Annotated in this window: 17 protein-coding genes; 9 read left to right on the top strand and 8 right to left on the bottom strand. The window is 71.2% G+C overall.

The features are described from left to right. Positions 1–167: 167 nt before the first annotated feature. Entirely contained in the window at positions 168–845 is a 678-nt protein-coding gene (locus FRAEUI1C_RS26545; protein ID WP_013426448.1) for a TetR/AcrR family transcriptional regulator, read from the top strand. Here the strand turns inward: FRAEUI1C_RS26545 and FRAEUI1C_RS26540 are convergent. Then, complete coding sequence (locus FRAEUI1C_RS26540) at positions 842–1,720, bottom strand: SGNH/GDSL hydrolase family protein (protein ID WP_013426447.1); 879 nt, start codon at positions 1,718–1,720, stop codon at positions 842–844. The genes FRAEUI1C_RS26545 and FRAEUI1C_RS26540 overlap by 4 nt on opposite strands. A gap of 139 nt (positions 1,721–1,859) precedes the next feature. Here FRAEUI1C_RS26540 and FRAEUI1C_RS26535 point away from each other — a divergent pair, with 139 nt between their 5' ends. Continuing rightward, positions 1,860–2,624: a TetR/AcrR family transcriptional regulator gene (locus tag FRAEUI1C_RS26535; RefSeq protein WP_013426446.1), complete on the top strand. Its 765-nt coding sequence runs from the start codon at positions 1,860–1,862 to the stop codon at positions 2,622–2,624. 93 nt (positions 2,625–2,717) lie between these two features. Here FRAEUI1C_RS26535 and FRAEUI1C_RS26530 read toward each other — a convergent pair whose 3' ends face one another. From FRAEUI1C_RS26530 to FRAEUI1C_RS26515, 4 genes are all read right to left on the bottom strand, one after another. Then, positions 2,718–3,656 carry a 3-carboxyethylcatechol 2,3-dioxygenase gene (locus FRAEUI1C_RS26530; RefSeq protein ID WP_013426445.1) on the bottom strand — a complete coding sequence of 313 codons (939 nt, stop codon included), beginning with the start codon at positions 3,654–3,656 and terminating at the stop codon, positions 2,718–2,720. Beyond that, entirely contained in the window at positions 3,613–4,170 is a 558-nt protein-coding gene (locus tag FRAEUI1C_RS26525; protein ID WP_013426444.1) for a MarR family winged helix-turn-helix transcriptional regulator, read from the bottom strand. The genes FRAEUI1C_RS26530 and FRAEUI1C_RS26525 overlap by 44 nt, the downstream gene beginning before the upstream one ends. Positions 4,171–4,239: 69 nt before the next feature. Further along, the gene (locus FRAEUI1C_RS26520) at positions 4,240–5,487 is read right to left on the bottom strand and encodes an amidohydrolase family protein (protein WP_013426443.1); all 1,248 of its coding nucleotides are present in this window, start codon (positions 5,485–5,487) and stop codon (positions 4,240–4,242) included. 140 nt (positions 5,488–5,627) lie between these two features. Beyond that, positions 5,628–6,788: an acyl-CoA dehydrogenase family protein gene (locus FRAEUI1C_RS26515; protein WP_013426442.1), complete on the bottom strand. Its 1,161-nt coding sequence runs from the start codon at positions 6,786–6,788 to the stop codon at positions 5,628–5,630. A gap of 245 nt (positions 6,789–7,033) precedes the next feature. Between FRAEUI1C_RS26515 and FRAEUI1C_RS26510 the strand changes: the two genes are divergently transcribed. The 6 genes from FRAEUI1C_RS26510 (at position 7,034) to FRAEUI1C_RS26485 (ending at position 13,014) form a co-directional block, all read left to right on the top strand. After that, entirely contained in the window at positions 7,034–9,004 is a 1,971-nt protein-coding gene (locus tag FRAEUI1C_RS26510) for an alpha-ketoacid dehydrogenase subunit alpha/beta (RefSeq protein ID WP_013426441.1), read from the top strand. 199 nt (positions 9,005–9,203) lie between these two features. Continuing rightward, entirely contained in the window at positions 9,204–10,478 is a 1,275-nt protein-coding gene (locus FRAEUI1C_RS26505) for a cytochrome P450 (protein ID WP_013426440.1), read from the top strand. Between the two features lie 30 nt (positions 10,479–10,508). Further along, positions 10,509–10,703, top strand: a complete 195-nt coding sequence (locus FRAEUI1C_RS26500; RefSeq protein WP_013426439.1) for a ferredoxin — start codon at positions 10,509–10,511, stop codon at positions 10,701–10,703. Continuing rightward, positions 10,696–11,481, top strand: coding sequence for an enoyl-CoA hydratase-related protein (locus FRAEUI1C_RS26495; protein ID WP_013426438.1), 786 nt, complete (start codon positions 10,696–10,698; stop codon positions 11,479–11,481). Before FRAEUI1C_RS26500 ends, FRAEUI1C_RS26495 begins: the two co-directional genes overlap by 8 nt. Further along, on the top strand, positions 11,478–12,260 hold the full coding sequence (locus FRAEUI1C_RS26490) for an SDR family NAD(P)-dependent oxidoreductase (RefSeq protein WP_013426437.1): 783 nt from the start codon (positions 11,478–11,480) through the stop codon (positions 12,258–12,260). The genes FRAEUI1C_RS26495 and FRAEUI1C_RS26490 overlap by 4 nt, the downstream gene beginning before the upstream one ends. Before the next feature lie 7 nt (positions 12,261–12,267). After that, complete coding sequence (locus FRAEUI1C_RS26485; RefSeq protein WP_013426436.1) at positions 12,268–13,014, top strand: SDR family NAD(P)-dependent oxidoreductase; 747 nt, start codon at positions 12,268–12,270, stop codon at positions 13,012–13,014. On the opposite strand, the gene FRAEUI1C_RS26480 is transcribed toward FRAEUI1C_RS26485, so the two are convergent. Continuing rightward, on the bottom strand, positions 12,999–13,688 hold the full coding sequence (locus FRAEUI1C_RS26480) for a TetR/AcrR family transcriptional regulator (RefSeq protein WP_013426435.1): 690 nt from the start codon (positions 13,686–13,688) through the stop codon (positions 12,999–13,001). The two genes, FRAEUI1C_RS26485 and FRAEUI1C_RS26480, sit on opposite strands and share 16 nt — an antisense overlap. Positions 13,689–13,881: 193 nt before the next feature. On the opposite strand from FRAEUI1C_RS26480, the gene FRAEUI1C_RS26475 reads away from it, so the two are divergent. Continuing rightward, entirely contained in the window at positions 13,882–14,931 is a 1,050-nt protein-coding gene (locus FRAEUI1C_RS26475; RefSeq protein ID WP_013426434.1) for a cyclase family protein, read from the top strand. A 193-nt stretch (positions 14,932–15,124) separates the two neighbouring features. Here FRAEUI1C_RS26475 and FRAEUI1C_RS26470 read toward each other — a convergent pair whose 3' ends face one another. After that, a complete protein-coding gene (locus tag FRAEUI1C_RS26470; protein WP_013426433.1) occupies positions 15,125–16,396 on the bottom strand; it encodes a cytochrome P450 in 1,272 nt (423 codons plus the stop codon). A gap of 79 nt (positions 16,397–16,475) precedes the next feature. Beyond that, complete coding sequence (locus FRAEUI1C_RS26465; protein WP_157735050.1) at positions 16,476–18,023, bottom strand: acyl-CoA synthetase; 1,548 nt, start codon at positions 18,021–18,023, stop codon at positions 16,476–16,478. Positions 18,024–18,119 lie beyond the last annotated feature (96 nt).

Genomic DNA, 18,119 nt, shown 5'->3' with positions numbered 1-18,119 from the left:
GGAGCCACGTTCGGGCCAAGATCGCTGTTTGGGCCCTCCCGTGGTCGTGGCGAGGCGCTTTTCGCGACCACCAGAGGGCCCAAACAGCGATCAACGAACGGCGAATGGTCCGGCGCGGCTGGCCTCGGGCCCGGCGGGGATGGTGGCGCGCCTGCCAGACTGGTCGTATGACGAGGTCGGCGACGCCCGCCAACCGGGGCAGTGGGCGCCCTACCAGCGCGGAAGCGGCGCGGCTCGAACGGGACATCAAGGAAGCGGCCCTGCGCCTGTTCCTGGCCCGCGGCTATGAGGGCACCTCGGTGGAGGACGTCGCCGTGTCCGCGGGCACGACGAAGCAGTCGTTGTACGCCCGGTTTCGCGGCAAGGAGGAGCTCTTTTCCGCTGTTCTCAACTGGGCGATCGAGCGGCCGGACTGGCCCAGCCCGCAAACGGCGGAGGACGTGTCCACGAGCGACCTGGAGACCGCGTTGCTGGCCGTCGCGGAAAACGTCGTGCGCCGGGTGCTCGATCCCGAGATGGTCGCGCTCTCGCGGCTGGTGATCGCGCAGGCTGACCGGTTTCCCGAGATCGCCCACAAGGCGTACCGCATCTGGCCGCGGCAGAAAGCCGTCGCGAGCCTGCTGCGCGAGCACGCCGCCGCCGGGACGATCCGCGCGGACGACCCAGACCAGCTGGCCGAGCTTTTCCTCGGAATGGTGGCGATGGCTCCCGCGCGGATGGCGTCATTCGGAATTCTGCACGACGCCGAGACGCGGGACCGCCGGACGCACGACGCCGTCCAGCTTTTCCTGAGCGCGATCCGACGCCCCGACCCGCGGAGCGCCGCGGCCGGACAGAACGGCTAGCCGGCGAGGGCCTTCTCGATGAGATCCGCCATCGCGCGGTGCCCGAGGGCGGTCGGGTGGTACGAGAATCCTTCGCCGGTCGGGACGGTGAAGCCGTTCGTCCAGCGCTCGGACGGGGCGGCGCAGGCCGTGTGATCACCCGGTGCGGCGTAGGGGTCGACCAGGACGACGTTCGACTTGGCGAACACGTCGACGAACGTCGCCTCCAGCTTGTCGCCCATGGAACGGAGCATGGAGAGCTCGTCGTCGTCCAGCGACATCGCCGGGCAGTTCGTCGCGGGCATCTCCCGCGGGTAGGTGACGAACACGATGCGGGCTGAGGGTGACTTCGCCCGGATCGCGTCGACCATGGTCCGCAGCTGTCCGGGCAGTGCCGCCAGCTTGGCGTCGAGGTCGGCAGGGGCTGTGCAGTGGGTCGCCGGGTTTCCGCAGACCAACGCGGTGCCGTTGAAGACGATGTCGTTCCCGCCGACACTGATGGTGATCAGCCTCGTGTCGGCGGTGAGGGCGTCGAGCTGGGGCGGGTTGTCGCCCTGCCTGGTGTCCACGACGTTCGGGATGAACGCGGCGCCGCAGGACACGTCGACGAGCTTCAGCCCGTATCTCGCGGCGACGAGCTGGGAGTAGTCGCGGTTCGAGCGGCCGCACGACGACCCGTCCTGCTCGCTGATCCCGAAGCCGGAGGCGATCGAGCTTCCGAGGGCGACGTAACGATCTCCTTGGCGCGGTGTGGGCGCGCCTAAGGACGTCGAATCGCTGGTGACGGTCGGCGGTGATGTCGATGCCGTCGGCGTGGGCGAGGAACCGCTGGAGCAGGCACCGAGACCGATCGTGACCAGGCAGAGCGCCAACGCAGCCGCGACGCGTCCTGTCATGTGCTGACCTCCGATAGACGGGCGCGGGCGCGCCGCGGCGCGACTCCCGTCGAGCGGTGCCGCGCCGGGTTATTCGAGCAGTGCTCGTATTAGCTGGTCGGCGAAGTATCCGAGCAGCGCTCGCATATCGTCAAGCGGTGTGGAGGACGTAGCGGGGCCGTCGCGCGCGGCGCCCGGAAGGCCCGAGGCCGGGACGCCCCAGCCCGGGTCGAGCCGTTGGTGGGCCGAGCGGGCCGCGGCCGCGGATCGCCGCAGGCCGCGCGCGGGCGGACTGTCCACCGCTCGCGTCGTGGAAGCGGCGTTGAACGTGCTGCGTGAGCACGGGTTCGAGGCGCTGACCGTGCGTGCCGTCGCCGATCGGCTCGCCACCAGCAGCGGCTCGCTCTACCAGCACATCGCCAGCCGTGACGAGTTGATCGTCCTGATCGCCGATCACTATCTGGGTGACGTGCGGATCGGGCGCGGCGGCGGCGGCTGGAGGGCCGGCGTCGAGGAGCTCATGCGCGAGATGCGGCGGATCCTGATCGACCAGCCGCTGCCCCCGTCGGCCGCGCTGGGCAGGGCCATCTGGGGACCGAACACACTGCGGATCATCGACGCCGCGTTGGGCCTGTTCCTCGACGCGGGGCTCACCGACGAGCAGGCCACGTACGCGACCACCGCGCTGATCGACTTCGTGTTCGGTGCTGCCGCCATCCAGCGTGGCGGTGGCCGCGGGCCGGACGGAGCCGCGGGAGCCGACGAGCGCGCCGCGTTTGGGGAAAGCCTGCCCGCCAACCAGTTCGCGGCGCTGCGCAAGGCCGGGCCGACGTTCCTGGCCGCGTCCGCTGACGACGTCTTCAGTCAGGGGATGGCGCTCTTCCTCGACGGTGTGGCCAGTCGCTTCGTCAACGACGGCACCTGACGTCATGTACCCGAGAGCGAGCGTGCGCGAGCCGCCCGAACCGACTGAACGGCCTGCCCTCGCGCAGCGCCGCGCGAGGGCAGACCGAACAGGTCAGGCCGCCGGCAGCGCGGTGGTGACCGCGAAGCCGGCGATGTACTCCGGGACCGGGCGGTAGTAGCGGTAGGCGACCTCGTACCGCCCGGCCGCGGCGAGCGCGGCATGGGCGGCGAGCCAGGTGCGGATCTCGTGGGCGCCGCCGCCGTGGGCGCCGATCTCGTCGTTGGTCCAGCCGTCGAGCTCGGACAGCTTGCCCGCGCCGAGCAGGTCGAGGACGTGCTCGTCCCAGTCCGGCGCCAGCGGCAGCCGTGCGCTCGTGCCCGCCGCCAGCGCCTTGCCCTCGGCGATGGCGCCCACGTGTTTGCGCTCCGCCTCCTCGGCGGTGAGGGGACGACCGGAGACGAGCCGCTCGGCCACGGGCGGGGGAGCGGTGTCCAGTTGCGGGACCGGCGGGTCGTGCGAGAGCCCGCCGGAGCCGAGGAAGAGCACCCGCTCGTCACGTCCGGCGAAGAACTGCCCGATCGCCGCGCCCAGCGCCCGGGAGCGCGACAACGGCCCGAGCGGCGGTGCCGCCGCGTTGAGGAAGATCGGGATCACCGGGCGCGCGTCCAGGGTGCCGAACAGCTCGCGCAGCGGCTGCGCCGTGCCGTGGTCGACCTGCATCCGGTGCGAGACCGCCAGGTCGACACCCGCGTCGAGGACGGCGGCGGCCAGCTCGCGGGCCAGCGCGGTCGGCACGGCCAGATCGCCGGCCAGGCTGTTGTAGTCCCCGATCGCGCTGGCGGCGACGCCGAGGCAGAACGGCGGCAGCGTCCGGTAGAAGAAGCCGTTGAAATGGTCCGGGACGAACACGACGACGACGTCGGGATCGACGGTCGCGGCGAAGTCCCGCGCGGTGCCGAGCGCCCCGCGGACGGACGCCTCCAGCTCGTCGCTCTGGGTCGTGATGTCAAGCAGTGGACTGTGCGACATGCAGCAGAGCGCCAGCGGCATCGGCCTCTCCGTTCTCCTCGACGTCGCCCCAGGCGTGCCGCATCTTCGCGAAGATGGTGACCAGCGCCCGCGTCTCCTCGACGGTGAGCCCGAGCTGCGCGTACAGCTCGGAGCTCAGCCGCCGGATGGCCGTGCGGGTGCGGGCCCGCCCGGTGCGGGTGATCTGGGCCAGCGTGACACGGCGGTCGGACGGATGCGCCTTCCGCTCCAGGTAGCCCTGCTTCTCCAGTTTGTCGACCAGGTTCGTGACGCTCGCCTGGTGCAGCTGCAGCGCCTGCGCCAGGTACGACAGCGGCACCGCGTCCTCGTTGAAGTAGAGGACGACCAGCACCTCGTAGCGGGCGAACGTCAGCTCGACCGACGCGAGGATCGCGTCGGCGCGCTGGGTGAGCAGCTGATGGACCCGCAGGAGGGAGGTCACCGCCGTCATGCCGTCGGCGGTGTCCTCCCACCCTTTGCCCACCCAGAGGTCGTAGGCCGCCTGGATGGGGTCGCGGTTCCAGCGCTTGGGCATCGGACTGAGGCTAGCGCGGTGTCAGTCGGGCGCGGTGTCAGTCGGGCGCGCAGTCAGTCGGGCGCGCAGTCAGACCGTGGCCGGCTGCTTGAAGCCGAGGACGTCGGCCAGCGTGCCGCCGACGATCGCCTTGCGCTCGTCGTCCGGGACGCCCTTGAACTGGTCGGCGATGAGCTCCTGGCTGCGCCGGAACGTGCCCTCGGCGTGCGGGTAGTCGCTGCCCCAGATCAGGGAGCTGACGCCGGTGACGTGGCGGGCGGCGACGGCGGCCGGGTCGTCGGAGAACGAGACGTGGAACTGGCGCTGGACGTACTCGCTCGGCATCAGCGGGTAGGGCCACTTCTCGTTCAGCAGGAAGATCCGGGACATCGTGCTCTGGCCCTCGACGGTCGCCGGGGCGTCGTCGTCCCAGGAGCCGATCCACCAGTCCGAGTCCTGGCCGATGCCGGTCGTCCACGCCTTGTCCATGGCGCCCACGAGCGAGCTCAGCCAGTGCGCGTTGAACTCGATGAGGCTGAAGTGCAGCTCGGGGAAGCGCTCGGGCACGCCGGCGCCGATCAGGTCGCAGATCACCTTCTGCGGCACGAGCGTCGACAGGACGGACTGGGTGTAGAGGCGCTCGGCGGCGGACTTCGGGGTGACCGGCTGGTTCACCTGCCGCGCGTTCTCCTTGACGACCCGCATCGTCGAGGACGACGGGTTCTTCATCTTCACGCCACCGGTCTGGGTGTGGAAGAAGATCTGCGCGCCCCCGTCCCTGGCCGCGTTCCAGACCCGGTCCAGCTCGGGGTCCCAGTACGTGGTCGGCGGGATGCCCGGCAGCAGCAGCGTCTTGAAGCCGGCGCTCGTGACCCGCTCGATCTCGGCGACCGCGTCGTCGATGTCGGTCAGCGGGATCGGGCAGGTCGGGGCGATCCGGTCCCGGTAGGGCAGGAACCGCTCGATGAGGTACCCGTTGTAGACCCGGGCGTGCGCGATCGAGAGCTCGTGGTCGTCGGAGTACAGCCCGAAGATCGACAGGTTCGGGTGCATGACGCAGGCGTCGACGCCGTCGGAGTCGAGGTCCTCGAGGATGTGCTCCGGGTCGCCCTCGGGCGTGCGGCCGGAGGTCTGCCGGTAGCGGGAGATCGTCCAGCCGTCGAAGCCGGGGGTGTGCAGCCGCCGGAAGACCCGGGCGCCGCCCTCGACGAGGGGCTCGACCTCGAAGTCCTCTTCCCACACCGCACGCTCGCGCAGGTGCTCGGGCATGCGGGTCTTGAAGAGGTCGATCGGCTCCAGGATGTGCCCATCGGCCGAGACGACGAAGTCCTTGGACATTCACACCACCCCATCGGGTCGGGCTGTACCGACCGGTCGAATCCTGTCTACGCCCGCCCGATAGGCGGCGTCAATACTGTTGGCCTTCAAAGTATTCTTGGGACGCGACCGCCTGCGGGCCGACGGCGCGTCCCCGCAGGTCAGTGACGCGGGGTCGTCGTGATCATGCGAGCGATGACGTTGCGCTGGATCTCGCTGGTGCCCTCGCCGATCTCCAGGACCTTGGCGTCGGCGTAGAACCGGGAGATCGCGGACTCGCGCACGTAGCCGTAGCCGCCGTGGATCTGGACGCTCGCGCTGGCCGCGCGGTTGGCGAGCTCGGAGGTGTAGAGCTTCGCCATCGCCGCCTCCTTGCTGAACGGCCGGCCCTGGTCGCCGAGCCACGCGGCGCGGTAGACGAGCGCGCGGCCGGCCTCGATCTCGGTGGCCATGTCGGCGAGCTTGTGCCCGATCGCCTGGAACCGGCTGAGCTTCGAGCCGAACTGCTCGCGCTCGTTCGCGTGCCGCAGCGCCAGGTCGAGCGCGGTCTGTGCCAGCGAGAGGCCGAGCGCCGCCACGCTGATCCGTCCGCCGTCGAGCACCTCCAGGAACTGGCGCAGGCCGTTGCCCTCCTCGCCGATCAGGTGGTCGTCGGGGATCCAGCAGTCGCGGAAGACCAGCTCGCGGGTGTCCATCGCGTGCCAGCCGAGCTTGCGCAGCGCGTTGCCCTTCTCGTAGCCCGGGGTGCCGTCCGGGATGAAGAAGGTGCCGTAGCGCTTCTTGCCGTCGTCCGAGACGCCGGTGACCGCGAGGATCGTGACGCCGAGGCTGATCGGCGTCCCCGCGTTGGTGATGAACATCTTGGTGCCGTTGATGAGCCAGCCGCCGTTGTCGCGGCGGGCCTGGGTGCGGATGGAGGCGGCGTCGGAGCCGGCGGTCGGCTCGGTCAGGCCGAAGGCGCCGAGCTTGCGGCCGGTGGCGAGCGGCTCCAGCCACCGCTTCTTCTGCTCGGGCGTGCCGAACGCGGCCAGCGGCAGCGAGGCGATCGTCGAGTGCGCGTTCCAGGCGGCCGCGATCGACTGGTCGGCCCCGCCGATGGCCTCCATCGCGGCCACGTAGTTGACGTAGCCGGCGTTGGTGCCGCCGTACTCCTCGTCGATCAGCATGCCCATGACGCCGAGATCGGCCAGCTTGCCGAACAGCTCGGCCGGGAAGTACTCGCGCTCGCTCCAGTCGGCCGCGTACGGCTCGATCTCCTTGGCCGCGAACTCTCGGCACACGCGTTGCAGGGCGAGCGTCTCCTCGGGGAGATCGAAGTCCATGGTCGCCTTCCCGCAGCTGCAAAGGGTTGTGTTTTGGAACGAGCGGTACAAGAATGGCGCGTTGTCGCTCGATGTCAAGCGGTGGCCTACGCGACCGCACCTGGCCCCAGAAGATCACGGCCCGTACCTGGCCGTTGGCCGCTGGGCCCGCTCGTGGCCATAGGCCACTGGCCCGATCTTGGCCGAAGGCTACTGGGCCCGATCTTGGCCGAAGGCCAACCCGGCCGGAAGGAAGGCAGCAGGCGGTGACGTCCATCGACGTGGAAGAGGCCGGTCTCGACCCGGCGACGCTGGGTGAGCTCTACCGGCGGATGCGGCTGATCCGACGCTTCGAGGAACGCGCGTCGGTGCTCTACCGCGACAGCCAGATTCCTGGCTTCCTGCACCTGTCGATCGGCCAGGAGGCCTCGGCCGTCGGGGCGTGCTGGCCCCTGGACGACCGGGACGTGATCACCTCCACCCACCGCGGCCACGGGCACTGCATCGCCAAGGGCCTCGACGTCACCGAGATGTTCGCCGAGCTGATGGGCCGCGAGACCGGCACGAACCGCGGCCGCGGCGGCTCGATGCACATCGCCGACCCGCGCAAGGGAATCTTCGGCGCGAACGGCATCGTCGCGGCCGGGCTGCCGATCGCCGCCGGCGCGGCCACCGCGGCCCAGCTGCGCGCGTCGGGCGGCGTGGTCGTCGCGTTCTTCGGGGACGGCGCGGTCGGTCAGGGCATGTTCCACGAGGCGGTCAACCTCGCCTCGGTCTGGGACCTGCCGGTGATCTTCCTGTGCGAGAACAACCACTACGCCGAGTTCTCGCCGGCGGCCGACCAGAGCCGCTCATCGCTCGCGGACCGGGCCCAGGGCTATGGCATCCGGTACGCGCACGTCGACGGCAACGACGTCGTCGCCGTGGCGCAGGCCATGTCGCGGCACGTGCGCGACCTGCGCCTCGGCGCGCGGCCGCTGCTCTTCGAGGCCGAGACCTACCGCTGGCACGGCCACTACGAGGGCGACCCCGAGGCCTACCGGGACGTCGCCGAGGTCGACACCTGGAAGGCCCGCGACCCGCTGGTGGTCCTCGCGCGCCGGATGGCGCCGACGCAGGTCGCGGCGATCGACCGGGAGATCGACGAGCAGATCGAGAAGGCGGTCGCGGCGGCCTCCGAGGCACCCGAGCCGGAGCCGGAGACGCTGCACCACTTCGTCTCCAGCCCGCGGGAGGCCGTGGCCGAGCCGCCGGCGCCGACTGGCGAGATCTTCCGGACGATGGACGCGGTGCACGAGGCGCTCGACTACGAGCTCGGCCACGACCCGGACGTCTTCGTCGCGGGCATCGACGTCGGCGCCGGCGGCAACGTCTTCGGGCTCACCCGCAAGCTCGCCGCGCGGTACCCGGGCCGGGTGCGGGACACGCCGATCTCGGAGAGCGCGGTCATCGGGACGGCGGTCGGGGCGGCGATGGCCGGCATGCGCCCGGTGGTCGAGGTCATGTACCTCGACTTCATCGGCGTCTGCCTGGACCAGATCATGAACCAGGCCGCGAAGCTGCGCTTCATGAGCGGCGGGGCGGTCAGCCTGCCGCTGGTGATCCGGACCCAGTTCGGGGCCGGCCGCTCGTCCGGCAGCCAGCACTCGCAGAGCCTGGAGGCCCTGCTCGCGCACATTCCCGGGCTCACCGTCGTCATGCCGTCGACGCCGGCGGAGACCTACGGCCTGCTGCGCGCCGCGATCCGCGACCCCAACCCGGTGATCTTCATCGAGAACCGCCTGCTCTACGGCCGCAAGGGGCCGCGGCCCGAGCCGGACGCGCTGGTGCCGCTCGGCAAGGCCGCCATCCGCCGGCCGGGCACGGACGTCACGCTCGTGTCCTACTCCCGGATGGTGAACGACTGCCTGACGGCCGCCGAGCAGCTGGCCGCCGAGGGGATCAGCGTCGAGGTCATCGACCTGCGGACGATCGCGCCGCTGGACTACGAGACGGTGCTCGGCTCGCTGGCCAGGACGAACCGGCTCGTCATCGCGCACGAGGCGGTGACGCCGTTCGGGGTGGGCGCGGAGCTGGCCGCGGCCGCGGTGCGCGAGGGCTTCTGGACACTCGACGCCCCCGTGATCCGGGTCGGGGCCGAGGCGACGCCGGCGCCCTACGCGCCGTCGCTCGAACGCGCCTGGCTGCCGAGCGTCGAACGGATCGCCGCGGCGGTGCGCGAGTCAGCCGGCGCCTAGCCCCACCCGGGCCCAGCCCCGACCGCCGGGCCCGCGCCAGGTCCGCGGACCCCGGCCCGCCGATCGGGCGGGCGTCTCGTCCAAGCGCCCGTCGCGTGACGACCTGGAACACCAACCCGCCGGCTGACCGGGGCGCCAGCCGGCCGGAGGAGACAGACCCGCCCCCCGACCCCGAGCACGACCGAAGCGGAGCAGTCAGATGACGGACCTGAGCACGGTCAACTTCTTCCGCGACCCGCAGGTCGCCGTCGACCCGTGGGCGTACTTCAACTTCCTGCTGTCCGACCGCCCGATCTGGCTGGAGCCGAACTACGGCGTCGCGATGGTCTCCGGCTGGGAGGAGGCGCTCACCGTCTTCCGGGACCCGGACACGTTCTCGTCCTGCAACCTGATCGCCGGGCCGCGGCCGGCCTTCCCCGTCCCGATCAAGGGCGTCGGCGACGACATCTCCGAGCTGATCGAGGCGCACCGCGACGTGCTGCCGCAGAGCGACCAGCTGGTCACCTTCGACCCGCCGAAGCACACGTTCCACCGCGCGCTGCTGATGGGCCTGATCACGCCGAAGCGGCTCAAGGAGAACGAGGAGTTCATGTGGCGGCTGGCCGACCGCCAGCTCGACGTGATCCTCGCCAAGGGCCGCTGCGAGTTCATCAACGACTTCGCCCAGCCCTACACGCTGCTGGTCATCGCGGACCTGCTCGGAGTTCCCGAGGAGGACCACCCGCAGCTGCTGGAGGCGACCGGGATCGGTGACATGCCTGGCAACGTCAGCGGCGCCAACGCCGGGCACCACACGCTGGACCCGATCTACGACTACTTCATCGAGCGGATCGGCAGCCGCCGGACCAACCCCCAGGGCGACGTCCTGACCGGTATGGCGGAGGCGACGTTCCCCGACGGGACCACCCCCGACCTGCTCGACGTGGCCCGGATCGGCGCCAACATGTTCGCCGCCGGCCAGGAGACCACCGTGCGCCTGCTCGGGGCGTGCCTGCGGCTGCTCGGTGACAGCCCGGAGCTGCAGCAGCAGCTGCGCGACAACCGTGACCTCATCCCGCGCTTCATCGAGGAGTCGCTGCGCCTGGAGGGGCCGATCAAGAGCGCCTTCCGGCTGGTGCGCAGGACGACCAGCGTCGGCGGCGTCGAGCTGCCCGCCGGGACCGTCGTCCTGCTGATGCACACCGCGACCGGCCGGGACGCGCGCCAGTTCGAGAACCCGGACGAGCTGCGGATCGAGCGCCCGAACGCGCGCCGCCACCTGGCCTTCGGGCACGGCGCGCACACCTGCCCCGGCGCGCCGCTGGCCCGCTCCGAGGTCCGCATCGTGCTGGAGCGGCTCTTCGACCGCACCTCGGCGATCACGATCTCCGAGGAGGCCCACGGGCCGGCCGACGCTCGTCGCTACCAGTACATGCCGACGTACCTGTTCCACGGCCTGATGAACCTGCATGTGGAGCTGACCCCCACTGCCTGACGCCGACGAGGCCCCTCGGGAGGGACCAACGTGGCTCGCCACATAACGATCGACCGTGACCTGTGCATGGGTTCCGGGCAGTGCCTGATCTACGCGCCGAACACCTTCGACCTGGACGACGACGCGATCGCGACCGTCGTCGACCCCGACGGTGACTCGGACGCGGAGCTGGCCAGCGCGGTGACCGGCTGCCCGACGCAGGCCATCTCGGTCGCCCGTGACTGACGCCGTCCTCATCGAGACGCGGGGACGCGTCGCGGTGATCACACTGAACCGGCCCGAGGCGCGCAACGCCGTCAACCGTGACGTCGCCGCCGCCCTGGAATCGGCGATCGACACCCTGGAGAACGACCCCGACCTGTGGGTCGGCGTGCTGTGCGCCAACTCCTCGGGCCAGGCCCGCCCGGTGTTCTGCGCCGGCGCCGACCTCAAGGCGATCGAGTCGGGCCAGCTCGACACCCTGTTCACCGAGCGGGGCGGCTTCGCGGGCTTCGCGTTCCGCGAGCGGGTCAAGCCGGTCGTCGTCGCGGTCGACGGGCTGGCCACCGCCGGCGGCCTGGAGATCGTGCTGGCCGCCGACGTGGTCGTGGCCAGCACCCGGTCGGCGTTCGGGCTCGCCGAGGTGACGCGCAACCTGATCGCGTCGTCCGGCGGCCTGTTCCGGCTGCCCAGGGCGGTCGGCCAGGCCGTGGCGATGGACGCGATCCTGACCGGCGAGCCGATCGACGCCCAGCGCGCGTTCGCGCTCGGCCTGGTCAGCCGGCTGGTCGAGCCCGGCGCCTCGCTCGACGAGGCGCTGCGGGTGGCCGAGCGGATCGCCGCCGCCGCGCCGCTGGCCGTGCGGGCCAGCCGGCGCGTCATGCGGGCCGCCGCGACGGCCGACGACGAGGCGCTGCGGGCGATGTCGGACCGGGAGTTCGACGCCCTGCTCGGCTCGGCAGACACCAAGGAAGGCCTCGCCGCGTTCATCGAGAAGCGGCCTCCCCGATGGAGCGCGCAATGACGGACCGCATCGAGATTCCCGAGACCTTCCCCAACCCGGGCGACGTCCGCGGCAAGCGCGTGGTGCTGACCGGCGCCGGCCGTGGCCTTGGCGAGCTGCTCGCGCACGCGTTCTCGCGTGCCGGCGCCAGCGTCGCCCTTGTCGCGCGGACCGAGCGAGACCTCAAGACGGTCGCCGCCGCCCTGCCCGGCCCGGTCCTGCAGTTCAGCGGTGACGTGCGCGACGCCGACTTCAACGAGGCGGTCGCCGACGGCACGGTGGCCGCCTGGGGCGGGGTCGACGTGTGGATCTGCAACGCCGGCATCTCGCCCGTTGTCGCCGGACCGCTGAAGACCGACCCGCAGGTCTGGCGGGACGTCCTGGAGGTCAACCTCACGGGGGCCTTCCTCGGCGCCCGCGCGGCCGCCCGGGTGATGGGCAAGAACGGCGGAAGCCTGATCTTCACCGGGTCCGTGCTGGGGGAGCGGCCCGCCCGCGGCCTCGCGGCCTACAGCGCGTCCAAGGCCGGTCTGGTCGGCATGGCCAAGGCACTGGCCCTGGACCTCGCCAACGGCGGGATCACGGTGAACGTCGTGGCGCCGGGCTGGTTCGACTCGCCGCTGGCCGCCGGCTGGAAGTCCAACGAGAAGCTGGAACAGGCCGTCCTCGGCCACACGGCGCTGGAGCGATGGGGACGGCCCGGCGACCTCGTCGGGACCTACCTGTTCCTGGCCTCGGCCGCCGCGGAGTTCGTCACCGGCTCCGTCTTCAACGTCGACGGCGGCTACCTACTGAAATGAGGGTTTGATGACCGAGCAGCGACGCGTGGTTGTGATCCTCGGCGCGGGTGGCACCCTCGGCGGTGCCCTCGTCCGCAAGCTGGCGAGCGAGCCCGACACGGACCTCGTGCTGTCCGACGTCAACGACGCGGCGGTGAAGGCCGCGGCCGAGAGCGTGGCGGGCGCCGGGGCGACTGTGGAGACCGCGCTGGCCGACGTCGGCGAGCTGGAGCAGGTCGAGGCGGTCGTGCGCCACGCCGTCGAGCGCTTCGGCCGGCTCGACGTGCTCATCAGCAACGCGGGCGTGCTCGCGCAGAACGGGCGCATCCACAACCTCACGACCGCGGACTGGGACCGCTCGTTCCGGATCAACGTGATGGGCGCGGTCAACGCGGTCCACGCGGCCGTCGGCCCGATGCGCAAGCAGGGCAGCGGGTCGATCATCCTGACCGCGTCCGTCGCCGGCATGACGGCGTGGAGCCACTCCGGGCCGTACTGCGTCACCAAGGCCGGGGTGATCCAGCTGGCCAAGGTGGCCGCGGTCGAGTACGCCCGCGACGGCATCCGGGTCAACGCGGTCTGCCCCGGCACCTTCCTGTCGGGGATGCACAAGGAGCTGTCGGAGGCGGCGGTCGACGCGATCGCGTCGAAGCACCCGCTCGGGCTCGGCTCGGCCGACGACCTGGTCGGCGCCTACTCCTACCTGGCCAGCGACGCCTCCCGCTGGACGACGGGGTCGGCGATCGTCGTTGACGGCGGCTACGCCGCGCCGTAGCCCCGCTTCTTCGGGCCAGGCTGGGCCGGGGCGGCCGCGCCGGTCGACGGCGTGGCCGCCGCGCCGCCGACCAGCGGGTTCGAGATGCCCCGCACGAAGATGTCGGCGTACTGCGCGGCGAGATCCTGCACGCCGACCCGGCCACCGGCGCGCATCCACAGATACGTGTAGTTGTGCATCCCGAGCCACGCCTTCGCCGCCATCGGCGGGTCGATCGCGCGGAAGTGGCCCGAGCGCTGGCCCTCCTCGAAGAGCTGCTCGACGCGCTGCTCGTACTCCCGGCGCCGGCGCCGGAACACCTCGGCGTTGGCGCCGGTGAGGGCCGGGAACTCGTGCAGGAAGACCCAGACGTGGTCGGGGAAGCTGTGGATCACATCGAGGAGCCCGGCGCCGAGCAGGGCGAGCCGCTCGGGCGGGGTGCCACCGGTGCTCGCCACCCGGTCCGCGGACAGCAGGACCTCGTCCATCACCCGGTCGTGGATGGCGACGAGGAGCTGCTCCTTGGAGCCGATGTAGTAGTAGAGCGCGCCCTTGCCGATCTCGTTGGCCTGGCACAGCTCGGCCGTGCTGGTCGCGTGGAAGCCGCGCTGGGCGAACACGTGGGCGGAGGTGTCGATGATTGCCTGGCGCCTGAGCTCCCACTTGGCGCTGCGCCGAACCTGGACCTCGGTCATGGCCGTCGTCGTCGCTCCGTTCAGCCTGTGCTCGCCTGGTGCTCGCCCCTGGGGTCCTGCCCGGTCAGGATACGCGGCCTGAAGTTGACCGACCGGTACAAAGCTGGCTACGTTCGCTGAGGCAGTCAGCCGGCCGTGGCACGGCGGTGGCCGGCCCGGGCGTGACGCTGGACGCGGGCTTGATGGAGGCATTGTGACGAAGCGGTGGAAGCAGCGTCCGGAGGACTCGACCTGGGGTGACTGGGGCGACGACGACGAGCTCGGCCGGATCAACCTGATCACCTCGCAGAAGGTGCTGGAGGGTGTCCGCGAGGTCCAGGCTGGCGTCGCGTTCTCGTTGAGCCTCCCGCTCGACCTTCCGGGCGGCAGCGGGCTCAACCAGCGCCGCTACCCGCCGATCCTGCGTCCCACCGAGGACCTCAAGCACAACGCGGACACGTTCTTCAACGTCGTCGCGAAGGAGAAGCTGCACTACTCCTTCACCGACCTGTGGTCCGACGACATGGTGACCCTCTGGCTCCAGTACTCGACCCAGTGGGACGCGCTGGTCCACCAGGGCGGGCTCTTCGACGCGGACGGCGACGGCGTCGACGAGCCGGTGTACTACAACGGCTTCCGGCCCGGCGAGGACGTGATCGGGCCGAAGGAGGACGCCAAGGGCGACGGCAGCGGCAGCGTCAGCTTCGCCAAGCACCTCGGCATGGAGCACATGGCGGCGCACGGCGTGCAGGGCCGCGCCGTCCTGATCGACGTGGCGCATCACCTCGGCCAGACCGAGGAGTGGCACGCGGTCAGCATGAAGACCCTGCGCGAGATCATCGACGCCGACAAGGTCGACATCCGGCCCGGCGACATGGTCCTCATCCACACCGGGTTCGCCACCAAGATCCTGGAGTGGAACGGCAAGCCGGACGACAGCCGCATCCAGGCGATGTACCCCTACCTCGACGCCCAGGACGACGAGATCCTGCAGTGGATCATCGACTCCGGGATGTCGGCGCTGATCGCGGACAACTACGCCGTCGAGGGCTGGGCGCCCGCGAGCCCCGAGCCGCACACGCTGCTGCCGATCCACAAGCTGTGCCTGTTCAAGCTCGGTGTGCCGCTGGGCGAGCTCTGGTACCTCAACGACCTGGCCGCCTGGCTGCGCGAGCACAACCGCACCAGCTTCCTGCTCACCGCCCCACCCCTGCGCCTCCCCGGCACCGCCGGCAGCCCCCTCACCCCCGTCGCGACGGTCTAGCCCTCGTCCCGGCCGGCCGGCCGGCAGGCCCGGCCCGGAGAGGGCCGGCCCGGCGGGGCCGAGTACGCCGCCGGCAGCCGGACTAGCCGGTCCTTGACCGCACCAACGTGCCGGCGGGCCGGCGGCCGCGCTTCGCCGGCACCCCCGTCACACCCTCCTGCCTGTGAAGCCAGCCAGGTCCCGGGCCGGGGTCCTACCAGTCCGCTGACAGTCGCTTCACGCCGTTGATGAAGCTGCTGGCGAGCCATTCGGGGTCGCCGGAGGCGTGGAGGTCGGGGAGCTGGGTGAGCAGCTCACGCCAGATGACGGAGATCTCGCGGCGGGCGAGGTGGGCGCCGAGGCAGAAGTGCGGACCCGCGCCGCCGAAGCCCAGGTGCGGGTTCGGGTCGCGGCGGACGTCGAAACGGTCGGGGTCGGTGAAGACCGCCTCGTCGCGGTTCGCGGACGAGTAGAACAGCAGGACCTTGTCGCCAGCCTGAAGCCGCTGGCCGGCGAGGTCGACGTCTGCTGTGACCGTCCGGCGCATCCAACGCACCGGGCTCGACCAGCGCACGATCTCCTCGACGGCCGTCCGGCTCACGCCAGCCAGGTCGTCGCGCCAGATGTCCCGTTGCTCCGGGAACGCCGTCAGCGCCAGCAGCGCGTGGCTGATCGCGGTGCGGGTCGTCTCGTTCCCGGCGACCAGCAGCAGGATGAAGAACGAGACGATCTCGGCGTTGTCGAGCTGCTCGCCGTCCACCTCGGCGAGGGCGAGCGCGGTGGTCAGGTCGTTCGTCGGGTCGGCCCGTCGGCGGACGGCCATCTCGTGGAGCAGCTCGGCGAGCTCCGCTCCGGCGCCCAGCAGCGCGGCGACGATGTCGGCGCCCGGGGGGACGAAGTCGGGGTCGCCGGAGCCGAGGATGACGTTGGTGCAGCGGAAGACGTCGCCGTAGCGCTCGGGCGGCAGGCCCATCATCCGGCAGATGACCTCCAGCGGCAGCCGGGCCGCGACCCGCGACACGAAGTCGCCCGGCCCCTCGTCGCGCAGCTCGGTCACGATCCCGCGGGCGAGCGCGGCGATGTCGTCCTCGGTCTGGGCGATGAACCGCGGCGTGAACGCGCGGGAGACGATCCGGCGCAGTCGGTGATGCCGGGGCGGGTCCATATTGATCATTCCGCCGAAGAACTCCAGGAACTCCGGGGGCAGGTCCGGGATCGAGGTCGCGCCGCGGGCGGAGGAGAAGGTTCCCGGCTCGGAGCTGATCCGGACGATGTCCGCGTGCCGGGTGACCGCGTAGTAGCCGGGCCCGGACTCGATCATCTCGCTGGCCGGCTCTGGCTCCGCGTAGAAGGGCAACGACGGCGTCCCGCGCAGCAACGCGAAGGCCGCGTCGATCTCGGCCCGCGGCCGGACCCAGAACGACAGGTCGGACAGGTCGATGTCGTCGACGGCCTGACCTGGCCCGGCACCGGCTACGACCGACATGGCCTCACGTCCTCCCTGGCGGGGTTGTCGCTGGGAGAGTGGTGGCGGCCGGCCGAAGAGTCAAGGTCTTCGGGACTGGCTAGCTGGTCGGGCTCCGTAGCTCGCGCTTGAGGACCTTGCCCGACGGGTTGCGGGGGAGCGCCTCTATGAACGTCACGGCCTTCGGCACCTTGAACTTCGCGAGGCTGCCGCGGCAGTGCTCGACCAGCTCGTCGGCGGTCGCCGAGGTTCCCGGCCGCAGCGCGACGAACGCCACCGGCACCTCGCCCCACTTCTCGTCGGGGCGGCCGATGACGGCTGCCTCGAGCACCGCCGGGTGCTCGTAGAGGACGCGCTCGACCTCGGAGCCGGCGATGTTCTCGCCGCCGGAGAGGATCATGTCCTTGAGCCGGTCGACGATGAAGACGTAGCCGTCCTCGTCGCGGATGCCGATGTCGCCGGTGTGGAACCAGCCGCCGGCGAAGGCCCGCTCGGTCGCCTCGGGGTCGCGCCAGTAGCCCTTGAAGACCTTGGGCCCGCGCAGGACGATCTCGCCGGCCTCACCGGCGGGCAGCGAGCGGCCGGCGTCGTCCCAGATGTCGAGCTCCAGGTACAGGCATTCGCGCCCGACGCTGCCGCGCTTGGCCCGGATGCTGGCGGCGTCGAGGAACGTGTCGCCCGAGACCGTCTCGGTGAGGCCGTAGGCGTCCGCGAACCACGCGGACGGGAACACCTTCTGGATCCGGTCGATCAGCGGGAGCGGCATCTTCTCGCCGCCGCCGATCAGGACGCGGACGCTGGACAGGTCGCGGTCCTCGATCCCGGGAAGGTCGAGGATCGCGCGGACCATCGCCGGGGCCAGCCAGACGACCGTGATCCGCGAGGCCTCGATGTCGTCGACCGCGCGGGCCGCGTCGAACGTCCGGTGGATGTGGGTCGTCCCGCCGACGGCGATGATCGACGTGGTCACCAGGTCGAGCGCGCCGACGTGGTAGAGCGGGCCGCAGGCGAGGCCGATGTCCGCGGCGGTGAAGCCGAACTCGGTGATGTGGGCGTAGTTCTTCCAGGCGAGGTTGGCGTAGGTGATCATCACGCCCTTGGGGCGCCCGGTCGTGCCCGAGGTGTACATGAGCCGCTGGATGTCGTCGCCGGCGACCTGCCGCCGTTCCGCCGGGCCGTCCGAGCCGACCGGGCCCGCCGATCCCGCGGCCAGGTCGTCGAACCGCGTCCACCCGTCCGGCGCCTGCGGCGCCCGCACGACGCGCGCGAGGTCGGGGAACTGCTTGGTCGCGTCGGCCCCGAGGGCGAGCAGGTCCTCGTCCACCACGAGCGCGCGGGCCTGGGCGTGATCGAGGATGTACTCCAGCTCGGGCGCCGCGAGCCGCCAGTTGAGCGGCATGACGATCGCGCCGAGGTGGTTGGCCGCGAAGATCGTCGTCAGGAAGTCCGTGCTGTTGTACGCCAGCAGCGCGACGACGTCACCCCGGCCGATGCCGCGCTCGCGCAGGCCGGCGGCGACGGCCGCGGCGCGGTCGAGCGCCTGCCGGTAGGTCACCGTCTCGCCCTCGTACTGGGCGAATGGCTTCTCGGGAGCGCGGGCCGCGTGGTGCTCCAGGACGCCGACCCAGTTCATGTCCGGAGTACTCATCTCGCCTGCCCTTGGTTTGACTGCCCGGTACAAACAGCGTGACGGTAGCGGTATTGAGCCGCCGATTCAATGGTCGATACCACCCGGCCTGGGGCG

Origin of the sequence: Pseudofrankia inefficax (assembly GCF_000166135.1) — a bacterium.
Lineage (GTDB): Bacteria > Actinomycetota > Actinomycetes > Frankiales > Frankiaceae > Pseudofrankia > Pseudofrankia inefficax.
This window is presented reverse-complemented; position numbering and strand designations above follow the sequence as displayed.